The 11,650-nt window shown below is 66.2% G+C and carries 12 protein-coding genes and 6 tRNA genes; 3 read left to right on the forward strand and 15 right to left on the reverse strand.

Features of this window, described 5'->3' with window-relative positions:
• Positions 1-38 precede the first annotated feature (38 nt).
• The 10 genes from clpP to rlmE form a co-directional block, all read right to left on the reverse strand.
• Positions 39-668: an ATP-dependent Clp endopeptidase proteolytic subunit ClpP gene (gene clpP, locus BMZ38_RS08335; protein ID WP_091336274.1), complete on the reverse strand. Its 630-nt coding sequence runs from the start codon at positions 666-668 to the stop codon at positions 39-41.
• Positions 669-732: 64 nt separating this feature from the next.
• Positions 733-2,025, reverse strand: coding sequence for a trigger factor (gene tig, locus BMZ38_RS08340; RefSeq protein WP_091336276.1), 1,293 nt, complete (start codon positions 2,023-2,025; stop codon positions 733-735).
• Between the two features lie 67 nt (positions 2,026-2,092).
• A tRNA-Leu gene (locus BMZ38_RS08345) sits at positions 2,093-2,177 on the reverse strand.
• Positions 2,178-2,518: 341 nt separating this feature from the next.
• Positions 2,519-2,594 (reverse strand) — tRNA-Lys (locus BMZ38_RS08350).
• A gap of 15 nt (positions 2,595-2,609) precedes the next feature.
• Positions 2,610-2,686: transfer RNA gene (locus BMZ38_RS08355), tRNA-His, on the reverse strand.
• A gap of 19 nt (positions 2,687-2,705) precedes the next feature.
• A tRNA-Arg gene (locus BMZ38_RS08360) sits at positions 2,706-2,782 on the reverse strand.
• A 22-nt stretch (positions 2,783-2,804) separates the two neighbouring features.
• Positions 2,805-2,881: transfer RNA gene (locus BMZ38_RS08365), tRNA-Pro, on the reverse strand.
• A 165-nt stretch (positions 2,882-3,046) separates the two neighbouring features.
• Positions 3,047-3,123, reverse strand: a tRNA-Arg gene (locus BMZ38_RS08370).
• 243 nt (positions 3,124-3,366) lie between these two features.
• A complete protein-coding gene (gene ftsH / locus BMZ38_RS08375) occupies positions 3,367-5,310 on the reverse strand; it encodes an ATP-dependent zinc metalloprotease FtsH (protein ID WP_175483703.1) in 1,944 nt (647 codons plus the stop codon).
• The gene (gene rlmE, locus BMZ38_RS08380) at positions 5,307-5,957 is read right to left on the reverse strand and encodes a 23S rRNA (uridine(2552)-2'-O)-methyltransferase RlmE (protein ID WP_091336278.1); all 651 of its coding nucleotides are present in this window, start codon (positions 5,955-5,957) and stop codon (positions 5,307-5,309) included. The genes ftsH and rlmE overlap by 4 nt, the downstream gene beginning before the upstream one ends.
• A gap of 83 nt (positions 5,958-6,040) precedes the next feature.
• Between rlmE and yhbY the strand changes: the two genes are divergently transcribed.
• Positions 6,041-6,337 carry a ribosome assembly RNA-binding protein YhbY gene (gene yhbY / locus BMZ38_RS08385; RefSeq protein ID WP_091336279.1) on the forward strand — a complete coding sequence of 99 codons (297 nt, stop codon included), beginning with the start codon at positions 6,041-6,043 and terminating at the stop codon, positions 6,335-6,337.
• Complete coding sequence (locus BMZ38_RS08390) at positions 6,337-6,726, forward strand: Mth938-like domain-containing protein (protein ID WP_091336281.1); 390 nt, start codon at positions 6,337-6,339, stop codon at positions 6,724-6,726. The genes yhbY and BMZ38_RS08390 overlap by 1 nt, the downstream gene beginning before the upstream one ends.
• A gap of 9 nt (positions 6,727-6,735) precedes the next feature.
• Here BMZ38_RS08390 and BMZ38_RS08395 read toward each other — a convergent pair whose 3' ends face one another.
• The 4 genes from BMZ38_RS08395 to surE form a co-directional block, all read right to left on the reverse strand.
• Complete coding sequence (locus BMZ38_RS08395) at positions 6,736-7,566, reverse strand: peptidoglycan DD-metalloendopeptidase family protein (protein WP_245747210.1); 831 nt, start codon at positions 7,564-7,566, stop codon at positions 6,736-6,738.
• A gap of 83 nt (positions 7,567-7,649) precedes the next feature.
• On the reverse strand, positions 7,650-8,258 hold the full coding sequence (locus BMZ38_RS08400) for a YqaA family protein (RefSeq protein ID WP_091336285.1): 609 nt from the start codon (positions 8,256-8,258) through the stop codon (positions 7,650-7,652).
• Positions 8,259-8,290: 32 nt separating this feature from the next.
• Positions 8,291-8,980, reverse strand: a complete 690-nt coding sequence (locus BMZ38_RS08405; protein WP_091336561.1) for a protein-L-isoaspartate(D-aspartate) O-methyltransferase — start codon at positions 8,978-8,980, stop codon at positions 8,291-8,293.
• Positions 8,981-8,990: 10 nt separating this feature from the next.
• A complete protein-coding gene (gene surE / locus BMZ38_RS08410; RefSeq protein ID WP_091336288.1) occupies positions 8,991-9,770 on the reverse strand; it encodes a 5'/3'-nucleotidase SurE in 780 nt (259 codons plus the stop codon).
• Between the two features lie 134 nt (positions 9,771-9,904).
• Here surE and BMZ38_RS08415 point away from each other — a divergent pair, with 134 nt between their 5' ends.
• Complete coding sequence (locus BMZ38_RS08415; protein WP_091336290.1) at positions 9,905-10,456, forward strand: Smr/MutS family protein; 552 nt, start codon at positions 9,905-9,907, stop codon at positions 10,454-10,456.
• Positions 10,457-10,533: 77 nt separating this feature from the next.
• Here BMZ38_RS08415 and truD read toward each other — a convergent pair whose 3' ends face one another.
• Positions 10,534-11,541: a tRNA pseudouridine(13) synthase TruD gene (gene truD / locus BMZ38_RS08420; RefSeq protein ID WP_091336292.1), complete on the reverse strand. Its 1,008-nt coding sequence runs from the start codon at positions 11,539-11,541 to the stop codon at positions 10,534-10,536.
• Between the last annotated feature and the right edge of the window lie 109 nt (positions 11,542-11,650).

The raw sequence follows: 11,650 nt of genomic DNA on the forward strand, positions 1-11,650 counted from the left end.
CCGTTTCCGTGAAGTGGATCGACCGGATCAGTGGGGAATCAGGCCGACTTGACTGTCTCGACGCCGCGACGGTCGAGCACCTGGTCAATCAGGCCGTAATCCTTGGCCTCGACCGGGTTCATGAAACGGTCGCGCTCCATGTCGCGCTCGATCTTCTCCAGCGGCTGCCCAGTGTGGTCTACGTAGAGCTGGTTCAACCGCTGGCGGATGTAGAGGATCTCGCGTGCCTGGATTTCGATGTCGGTGGCCTGCCCCTGGGCGCCGCCGGAGGGCTGGTGGATCATGATGCGCGAGTTGGGCAGCGAGAAGCGCTTGCCCTTGGCGCCTGCCATCAGCAGCAGCGACCCGGCGCTGCACGCCTGGCCGATGCACATGGTGCTGACGTCGGGCTTGATGAATTGCATGGTGTCGTAGATCGCCAGGCCCGCGGTGACCGCACCGCCGGGGCTGTTGATGTACAGGTGGATGTCCTTGTCGGGGTTCTCCGACTCCAGGAACAGCATCTGCGCGATCAGCACGTTGGCGACCTGGTCGTTGACCTCGCCCACCAGGAAGATCACCCGCTCCTTCAGCAGACGCGAGTAGATGTCATAGGAACGCTCGCCGCGAGCGGTCTGCTCGACGACGATCGGCACCAGGTTGAGGTTCTGGATCGGGGCCATGGCCATGCGTGCTTGTTCTCCGGATGAGGCCCGCGCAGGCGGGCCTGATGATGGTGCCTGGCAGTGTCGCTCAGGCGCCGGCCGGGCGCATCACTTCGTCGAAGGCCAGGTGCTGTTCGGTGGTCTTGGCGTGCTCGGCCACCCACTCGGCCACCTGGTCTTCCATCACGCGGTTCTGCAGCCCAGACATCAATTGGGGGTCGGCGTTGTAGAGTTCAACGACCTTTTCGGGCTCCTCGTAGGTCGAGGCGATCGCGGCCAGCTGCTCGGCTACGCGCTTGCGGTCGATCTTCAGTTCCTGCTTGCGAGCAATCTCGCCCATCAGGAGACCGGCGATCACGCGCTTGCGGGCCATCGGCATGGCCGCTTCGATCAGCTGCGGCGGCGGTTGCTGACCACGCGGCACGCTGCCGGCGGCCAGATTGTGCGCCTCGGACTGCACCATCAAGTTGGGAACCTCCAGCTCGCCGTGGACATCGGCCAGCCTTTCGGCCACTTCGGCTTTCAGACGGCCCATCAGGGTCGCCTTGAGCTCGCGCTCGAGGTTGGCGCGCACTTCCTTGCGGAAAGTGTCCAGGTTGCCGTCGGCGATGCCGAACAGCTTGGCGAACTCTTCGTTCACTTCCGGCAGGTTCGGCGCCTGCACCTTGACGATCTTGAAACTCACCTGGGCGGTCTTGCCGGCCAGCTGCGGGTTGCCGAAGTCCGCCGGGAAGTTGATTTCGGTTTCGAATTCGTCGCCTGCGGCGCGGCCGGCCAGCGCCTCGTCCAGCGCCTTGAACAGCGTGCCCGAGCCGAGCACGCTGCCGGCACGCTCCAGGCCCTCGGCCGGGAAGCGGTAGTCGCCCGCGGTGGCGGCGTATTCGAACATCACGAAGTCGCCCTCGGCCGACGCGCGCTCGACCACGTCGAAGCTGCGGCGCTGCAGGCGCAGGGTTTCGATCATCTTCTCGATGTCGGCATCCGTCACTTCAGCGACCGGTCGGTTGACTTCGAGCCCAGCCACGTCGATTTCGGGGAATTCCGGCATTACCTCGAAGGTGGCGGTATAGGCGATCTCGCCGTTTTCCGGCTTGCCGGTGGTATCGATCGAAGGGTTGGCGACCGGGCGCAGATTTTCCTTCTCGAAGGCTTCACGCAGGGTGCTGCCGATCAGGTCGGACAGGACCTCGCCACGCACCTGCGAGCCAAAGCGCTGCTGGATCACGGCCGCCGGCACCTTGCCCGGACGGAAGCCCTTCAGCCGGACCGTGCGGCCCATTTCGGCGATGCGCGCGCTGACCTGCGATTCGAACCGCTCCGCCGGGAACCGCACCGTGAGCTTGCGCTCGAGCTTGCCGACGTTCTCAACCGAAAACTGCATGACGACTCCTGGTGACTCTCGTAGTGGGCCGGCGTGCGCGCCGGCCTTGCAGAAACTGATAAGGGAATGGTGCGAAAGGCGGGACTCGAACCCGCACGGTGTTACCCGCCAGAACCTAAATCTGGTGCGTCTACCAGTTCCGCCACTTTCGCGTCGCGCCCGCGGCTGGAAGCGGCGGATTCCAAACGGAATTCGGCCAAGCACCCCAGGCCCGCTAAGTTGATGATTCCCTTACGCCAAAGCAGGCCATTTTACGGTTGCGCGGCAGGCCAGCACAAGCCGGCCGGCGTCAGGTTGTTGATGCCGTCTCCACGGCGGTGTCGGTCCCTGTCTCCGCGGGAGAGAGCGCCGGTTGACGGCCCAAGGCTAGCCAGGAACCGTCCCGGAGCGCATCCCGCGAGAACCCTACCTCGCCCCTCCTGGCCTCGCTCAAGGGAGAAGGGCAAGGCCGGAAAGAAAACAGGCGCCCGGTTTCCCGGGCGCCTGTCCTAATTGGTGGGCCGTGTAGGATTCGAACCTACGACCAATTGATTAAGAGTCAACTGCTCTACCAGCTGAGCTAACGGCCCTTGCAACTTGGAAATTGGGGTGAGCGATGGGATTCGAACCCACGACATCCGGAATCACAATCCGGGACTCTAACCAGCTGAGCTACGCCCACCATAAAACTCAAATGAAGCTGGCGCGCCCGACAGGAATCGAACCTGCAACCGTCGGCTTAGAAGGCCGATGCTCTATCCGGTTGAGCTACAGGCGCATGTCCGAAGCATAACGCCTGCTGGTCGGGGCAGAGGGATTCGAACCCCCGACATCCAGCTCCCAAAGCTGGCGCTCTACCAGACTGAGCTATACCCCGTAGCAAACCCGTGGTCGCTTTCGCGTACCCAAGCCCTCGGATGCTACGGGCGACGCATCACCTCGTCAATCCGTGTCCAGCGCACCGGACTTCCGTTCCGGTCCCACCGACGCCACAGCGCCGATGGACAAGTCAGGTTGCGAACAGCATGACTTGCGATGTAAATGGCGCGCCCGGAGAGATTCGAACTCCCGACCACCAAGTTCGTAGCCTGGTACTCTATCCAACTGAGCTACGGGCGCGCGGTAAAACTTGTTTGCGATGGCTCCGCCGCCGAAGCGATGGGTGCCGAAGCAAGAAGCGGAATTATTCAGATCGGACGCGACGGCGTCAACACCTTTTTCAAAAATTCTTCGCTTTCGCGTCTGTGGATCGTCGCCGCGACCTCCGCATCGTCCATACATTTGGACGTCCAAACGCACTCGCACCGCACGGGTCGCGCATTCCTCCCGCGCCCTGCCTGCGTGCCGGCAAGGCGCGATACGTCAGCCGTGCGGCTGGGTGGCCGGATCCCCGAGCTTGGGGGCTCCCGCGTCACCGCGCGGAGGCAGGTTCGGCGGCACCGAACCACCGGTGGAAGGCTTGGACCAGTCCGCCGGTTCGGCCGGCTGGCGCCCGGCCATGATGTCGTCGATCTGGCGTGCATCGATGGTTTCGTACTGCAACAGCGCATCGGCCATGACGTGCAGCTTGTCCAGATTGTCCGTCAGCAACTGCTTGCTGCGTGCGTAGGCGCGGTCGAGGATGTCCCGTACCACCTCATCGATCCGGCGCGCCGTTTCGTTGGACACGTTCTTGTGCTGCGTGACTGAGCGGCCCAGGAACACCTCGTCCTCGTCCTCACCGTAGGTGACCGGTCCCAGTTCATCGGACAGGCCCCACTTGGTAACCATGTTGCGCGCCATCTTGGTGGCCCGCTCGATGTCGTTGGAGGCGCCGGTGGTGACCTTGTCTGCGCCGAAGATCAATTCCTCCGCGACGCGCCCACCGTAGAGCGAGCAAAGCTGCGACTGGATGGCCACGCGGTTGATCGAGTATTTGTCGGCCTCGGGCAGGTACATGGTCACGCCCAGCGCACGACCGCGCGGGATGATGGTGACCTTGTAGACCGGGTCATGCTCGGGCACCAGGCGGCCGATGATGGCGTGGCCGGCCTCGTGGTAGGCAGTCAGGCGCTTCTCGTCCTCGCTCATCGCCATCGAGCGGCGCTCGGTGCCCATCAAAATCTTGTCGCGCGCCTTGTCCATGTGGCTCATGCGCACTTCGCGCGCGTTCTCGCGCGCGGCGAACAGCGCCGCCTCGTTGACCAGATTGGCCAGGTCGGCACCGGAAAAACCAGGCGTGCCACGCGCGATCACCATCGAGTTGACGTCGCTGGCCGTCGGCACCTTGCGCAGGTGCACCTTGAGGATCTGCTCCCTGCCCTTCACGTCCGGCAGGCCGACCACCACCTGGCGGTCGAATCGGCCCGGGCGCAGCAGCGCAGGGTCGAGCACGTCCGGACGGTTGGTAGCCGCGATGACAATGATGCCTTCGGTGCCCTCGAAGCCGTCCATCTCGACCAGCAACTGGTTGAGCGTCTGCTCGCGCTCGTCATGGCCACCCCCCAGGCCAGCGCCGCGATGGCGGCCGACCGCATCGATCTCGTCGATGAAGATGATGCAGGGTGCATGCTTCTTGGCCTGTTCGAACATGTCGCGCACACGGCTGGCGCCCACGCCCACGAACATCTCGACGAAGTCCGAGCCGGAGATCGAGAAGAACGGCACCTTGGCCTCGCCCGCGATCGCCTTGGCCAGCAGGGTCTTGCCGGTGCCCGGCGGGCCGACCATCAGCACGCCGCGGGGAATCTTGCCGCCGAGTTTCTGGAACTTGCCGGGGTCGCGCAGGAACTCGACCAGCTCGCCGACCTCCTCCTTGGCCTCGTCGCAGCCGGCGACATCGCTGAAATTGACCTTGACCTGGTCCTCACCCTGCAGCTTGGCGCGCGAACGGCCGAAGCTCATCGCCCCGCGCCCGCCAGCGCCGGCCTGCATCTGGCGCATGAACCAGATGAACACGCCCACGATCAGGATGATCGGCAACCAGTTGACCAGCAGGCCCAGCAGCGAGAAGCCGTTGTTGGACGGCTCCTGCGTCACCACCACGTTCTTGTCCTGCATCTGCTTGACCACGCCGTTGGTGGAGAAGCCGAGCACGGGCGCGACGGTGCGGAACGCGCTGCCGTCCTTCAGTTTGCCGGTAATGGTGGCCGGGTTGTCGGCGCTGATCGTGGCACTGGCGACGTTGCCGCTGTCCACACTCTGCACGAAGCTCGAATACGGCAGATCGGAAGAGGAGCCGCCGTGCGGATTGAAGCTCTGGAACACCGTCAGCAGGACCACCGCGATGATCAGCCAGAGCAACAGGTTTTTAGCCATTTCGTTCATGCGCGGGTCTCGTCCGTCTGCCCGCCGCCGGCCTTCTTGCCGGTGGCGAGCGCATATACCTCACGCGAACGTGCGCGCGAAGCCTTGGGTTTACGCATGGTTACGCGCGCGAACTGCGCGCGCAAGTTGCGCAGGTAGTCGTCGAAGCCAGCGCCCTGGAACAGCTTGATCAGGAAGGCGCCGCCCGGCTTGAGCCACTGCCGGGAAAAATCCAGCGCCAGTTCGGCCAGGTCCATCGCACGGATCTGATCGGCGAGCGCCACTCCGCTCATATTGGGGGCCATGTCCGACAGTACAAGATCGACGCTCTGGCCACCCAGGTGCTGCTCCAGCTGGCGCAACACGGCATCCTCGCGAAAGTCGCCCTCGATGAAATCGACGCCGGCGATGCCCTGCATCGGCAGTATGTCCAGCGCGATCACCGTCCCGGTGTCGCCCAGCCGTTGGCGCACCAGCTGCGACCAGCCCCCGGGAGCCGCACCCAGGTCGACCACGCGCATGCCCGGCTTGAGCAGGCGGTCGCGATCGACCAGCTCCTCCAGCTTGAACACCGCGCGCGAACGCAACCCCTCGGCCTGCGCCTTCTTCACGTAGACGTCGTCGAAGTGCTCCCGAAGCCATCGGGAGCTGCTTTTGCTGCGGGACATGCGGCAGGGGCCACCGATGGGGGAAAGACGCCCGCATGATACCCTTTACGGCCCCCTGACCGCGAATCGTGGACCCTTCCCGCATGCCGATCTCTCCTTCCCAGCGTCGCTACCTGCGCAGCCTCGCCCACGACCTGCACCCGGTGATCCTGCTCGGTGCCAAGGGCGCGACGCCGGCCGTGCTCAAGGAGCTGGACCTGGCGCTGAGCCACCACGAGCTGGTCAAGATCAAGCTCTCCGGTGGCGACAAGGACGAGCGCGACGCGCAGATCGGCTATTTGATCGAAGGTACCGGCGCGGAGAACGTGCAGCAAATCGGCCACACCGTGACCCTGTTCCGACGCAACGAGGACGAGCCGAAGCTCGCCCTGCCCCGCTGATGGATCTTTCGCTCGAACGCCCCGAGGGTTACCTGTTCATCCGTCGTGTGGGCGAGCGCTCGATCACGGTGGTGGACCGGGAGTTGCAGACGAGTTTCCTGCTGGCTCCCGACAAGGTGGTCGAGCCATGGGCGGTCGACGACGTGACGGCGCTCGACGAAGGCGCTGGCGAAGCGGTGCGCGCGCTCGAGCCGGAACTGGTGCTGCTCGGCACCGGCGTGCGCCAGCGCTTCCCGTCGGCCGCCTTCATGGCCGGCTTCCTGCGCAAGGGCGTCGGTATCGAAGTGATGGACAACGCCGCGGCGGCGCGCACCTACGATCTGCTCGCCAGCGAGGGGCGGCGGGTGGTGGCCGCGTTTATCCTGCCGCGGACCGAGTCCTCGGACTGATCCCCCGCCTTACCGCGTCGGCAGGTAATCCAGCGGATCGACCGGATTGCCGTCGCGCCGGATCTGGAACTGCAGTTCATCGCGTGGCGCTCCGGTCGAGCCCATCTCGGCGATCAGCTGCCCGGCGCTCACCCGCTGGCCTTCCTTCACCAGCCGCTTGCGGTTGTGGCCGTACGCCGACAGGAAGTCGTCGTTGTGCTTGATGATGATCAGCTCGCCGTAGCCGACCAGGCCATTGCCGCTGTAGACCACTACGCCATCGGCCGCCGCCCGCACCGGATCGCCAGCCTTGCCGGCCAGCTCGATGCCGGGAATGGCATCCCCGCTCTGGAATTTCTTGATCAGCGCGCCATCGGCCGGCCAGCGCCAGTTCACACCGCCGGCGCTGTGCGTGGCGCCCGTGGGCGCGGGCGATACGGGCGCTCCAGGCGGCGCGGGAGTGGCAGCCGCCGGCGCCGGGACGGGTGCGGTACCCGCCACGGCCGGTGCCGCGTGCGACGGCATCGGCTTGACCGGCTTGAACACCGGCGCCGGGCGACGGACGACCTGTGGTGCGGATGCAACGGGCCGCCGCCCGCTACTGCGGCTGCCGGGCGACAACCGCAACTCCTGGCCAGGCCATATTATGAATGGCGCAGCGATGCCATTCCACGCCGCCAGGTCGCGAAAATCCAACCCATGGCGGAACGCGATCGAATACAACGTATCCCCGCGCACCACGCGGTAACTGCCGGCCGCCGCGATTCGAGGCGCCGCCACTGAAGTACGCGCCGGCTCGGCACGGCCGTTGGGCTGGACCACGACCGACCGGCCGCAAGCGGCTAGGAGAAGCGCGGCCATGCATGCCGCCGCGAAGCGCGTCCATTTCGTCATACCGACCAGCATACCCAGCCGACACGCCGATTTCACGAAACGACCGCCGCTCAACGCAGCCAGATCCACCACGCGAGCAGCAACGCCAGCACGACGATCGCTGCCCAGCCGATGCGCTCGATGTGCTTGTGCAACAGCCGTTCGGCGCGTTCGCCAAACAGGCGGATTAGCAGCGCCAGCAACCACACGCGCTTGCCACGGCCGACCGCCATGCAGAGCAGGAATGGGATCACCGGCACGCCGACGATGCCCGACGCCCAGGTGACGAACTTCATCGGTACCACCGGCTGCAGCGCGGCCAGCGTGAGCACCAGCAGCAGGCCCAGCCAGTGCTGGTTCATCTGCGCACGCAGGCTGGCCACGCCCTGCTCGATCGGATCGAGCAGATGCAGCGAGGCCAGCAGCGGTTGCAGCGCCTGGAACGCCCAATGCCCGAGCGCGTAACCCACCAGCGAGCCGAGCAGCGAGAACAGCAGGCTCAGATTGGCGTAGAAGAATGCCTTGTGCCGCTTGCCGAGCATCATCGGCGCCAACATCACTTCCGGCATGATCGGAAAAATGAAGGCTTCGACGAAGCTCAATCCGCACAGGTAGTAAACGGCCCGTGGATCGCGTGCCCAGCTCAGCGCACGCGAATAGAGCGTCCCAAACAGGCGCATCTAGAGGATTCCTTCTCGCCGGAGGGGTGGCATCAGCCGATGCCGCCGAGCAGCGGCACGAAGCTGACCGCGCCGAGTTCTTCCTGGATGAAGTCGCCTTGTCCGTCGCCACGGATGCGCAACAGCGTCTGGCTGCTCGGCGACCCCACCGGCGCCACCAGCACACCGTCCGGGGAGAGCTGGTCGAGCACCTGGCTCGGGATCGCATCACCCGCGGCGGTGAGGATGATCGCGTCGAAGGGCGCCTGGTCGGGCCAGCCCAGCTTGCCGTCGTCGTGGCGCGAACGCACATTGGCCAGGCCCAGCTGACGGAAGCGCCGGCGCGCCTGGCGCAGCAGCTCCTCGATGCGCTCGACCGTGAACACCTGACCGACCAGCGCCGCCAGCACTACCGCCTGGTAGCCCGAGCCCGTGCCGATCTCGAGCACTTTCTGCGGCACGCCGCCGTTGAAGTGCTCGAGCAGCGCCTCGGTCATGCGCGCCACCACCCACGGCTGCGAAATGGTCTGGCCGTGGCCGATCGGCAGCGCGGTGTTTTCGTACGCGCGCGAGTGCAACGCCTGGTCGATGAAATGATGGCGCGGCGTATTGCGGATCACTTCGATGACGCGCGGGTCGCGGATTCCGCTTTCCTTGAGCGTCGCGGCGAGCCGGTCGCGCGCACGCTGCGAGGTCATCCCCTCGCCCTTGAATGCCGAAGGCGGCAACGGATGGATGTTCATCGTCATCGCTTCAGGCCGCCTTCTCGTCCATCGCGTCCGTCATCGCCTGCATCCAGCCGCTGATCTTTTCCAGCGCCTGGTAGCGGGTGAGGTCGACGTGGATCGGCGTCACCGAGACATAGCCGCGGCGGACCGCGTCGAAGTCGGTGCCCGGGCCATCGTCCTCGGCGCCGCCGGCGGGCCCGATCCACCAGATCGGCTTGCCGCGTGGATCGGTCTGCGCGATGCATGGCGCCGAACGGTGCCGCTTGCCCAGCCGCGTCACCTCGAATCCGTGGATCTCCCGCCAGGGCCGGTCCGGGACGTTGACGTTGAGGATGGTGTCGGCAGGCAGCGGATCGACCAGCAGCCGCCGCATCAGGATGAGCACCGCTTGCGCGGCGGACTCATAGTGCTCGCCCTTGTGGTCACGACTGACCAGCGACACGGCGATCGCCGGCAAGCCCAGAAAGCGCCCCTCCATCGCGGCCGAGACCGTGCCCGAATAGATCACGTCGTCGCCTAGGTTGGAGGAATTGTTGATGCCGGAAACCACGATGTCCGGCTCGTGGTCGAGCAGCCCGGCCAGCGCCAGGTGCACGCAATCGGTGGGGGTGCCGGCGACGCGATAGCGGCCGTCCTCCATCCTCAGCGCGCGGATGGGCGCATCCAGGGTGAGCGAATTGCTGGCGCCGGAACGGTCGCGATCGGGCGCCACCACCGTCACCTGCCCCACCGCGGCCAGACATTCGGCCAACACGCGAATGCCAGGGGCATCCACGCCATCGTCGTTGCTTACCAGGACTCGCATGATGTTCCGTCGACAAGTGCACGAACGCGCACCCGTCGGACGCGCTCCGAATCCTTGCGAGTCTACCGGAGCGGCCCACCTGTTTCACGGCACGATACAAAGTCGCCGTCGTACGCACTTGCTAGCATGCCCCCATGAAGAAGCGGCTCACGCCCATCCAGCCCGACGAGGACGACATCCGCCTGTTCCGCGATGCCATCGGGCCGGTGCGCGAGATCCGCGCGGACACGCCCCCGCCGCCCGCGCCGCGGCCGGAGCCGCGTGCACACATGCTGGAAGCGGACGAGGCCGCCGTGCCCGGCGAGCTGCTCGAACTGGCCTTCGATCCCGCAGTGATGGAGGTCGGCGAAGAGCTCAGCTACCTGCGTGACGGCTACCAGCCGCGCCTGCTGCGACAGCTCAAGCGCGGCCAGTTCAGCATCCAGGACGAACTGGACCTTCACCACATGAACACCGCCGCCGCGCAATCGAGCATCGCCAGCTTCCTGGCCGAGGCCCGCCAGCACGGATTGCGCTGCGTGCGCATCGTGCACGGCAAGGGCCTGCGCTCGAAGGCCGCCGGCCCGGTACTGAAGGCGCTCACCGACCGGCTGCTGCGCCGGCGCGACGACGTGGTCGCCTTCGCCTCGGCCAAACCCGCGCAAGGCGGCACCGGCGCAGTGATTGTGCTGCTGAAGAACAGCTGATCCCCTGTCGGAGCGCACCTGAGCCGGGAGCACCGGCGCCCGCACGGGAGGACTCCCACGCATCGCGGCGCGCAAGATCAGGCCTGCGCCAGCTCCCGCACCACCACGGTGGCGTACGCGCCGGCGGGCAGTTCGAAGGCGACCTCCAGCGCATCGTCACCCGACCAGCGCCAAGTCAGCTGTTGCGGAAGCAGGCGCGTTGGCCGGCGCTCCTGATCCATGCGCGCGGCAGCCAGACCTTCGGCCAGGTCGATGTCGCGCGCAGCCACCTCGCGCTCCAGTGCGCCGGCCTCGCCGGTGGTGGGCGGCTCGCCCTGGCCCCACAGCGGGCCGGAAGGATGGATATCACCCCGCGCCAGGCGCTCGGCCAGGGTGGCATCGAACGGTTCCGGGCCGAACCACGAGCGCGACCCGGCAAGCGACCAGATCTCGCCCTCCAGCGGCGCCTCCCAGGCGTCCTGCTCCACGCGGGCGGCCAGCACGCCATTGAAGATGTGCGAGCGGGCAGCCGAGAGCAGGAAGCTTCGCTTGTCCCGATCGACGCGACGGCCGGCGAACATCGCCCGTGCCTGGGCTACGTTGCCGCCTTCGCGGCCGAAACGCTGTTCGCCAAAATAGTTGGGCACACCCCGAGCGGCGATGGCCCCGAGCACCCGTTCGGCGACGGCGCGATCACCCTGCACGTCGCGCAGCACCAGCCCGAAGCGGTTGCCGCGCAGCGCGCCGCGCTTGAGCTTGCGGCTGTGGCGGGTAGACGCAAGCACCTTCACTTCCGTGTGCGGGAAGGCCGACCAGTCCGGATCGGGCTTGCCGGCCAACTGGACGGTGAATGCCTGGCGGGTGACTGCGTGGCGGTCCTTCAGGCCCGCGTAGCCCACGGCCACCGGCGCCACGCCGGCGAAGCGCGCCAGCTCACGTGCCACCCAGTCGGTATTGGCGCCGCGCTTTTCCACCCACAGCAGCGCGTGTTCGCCCGTGCCGTCGGCGTCGTAGCCGAGGATTTCCTCGACCTGGAAGTCCTCCGGCGTCGTGCGCAGGCGGGCGGTGAGTGGGGGGTTGCCGTGGGCGTAGGGGAGCTCGTGCATAAGTAAAGTTTCTTCGTTCGTTTCTTCGTTCGCGGGGACGTCACCCCACAAAAGCGGGAGAACGCATGGTGACGTGTGGCTGAGATGAAGGGTCTTCGCCTTTCCGGGG

It is taken from the genome of Frateuria terrea (assembly GCF_900115705.1).
Lineage (GTDB): Bacteria > Pseudomonadota > Gammaproteobacteria > Xanthomonadales > Rhodanobacteraceae > Frateuria_A > Frateuria_A terrea.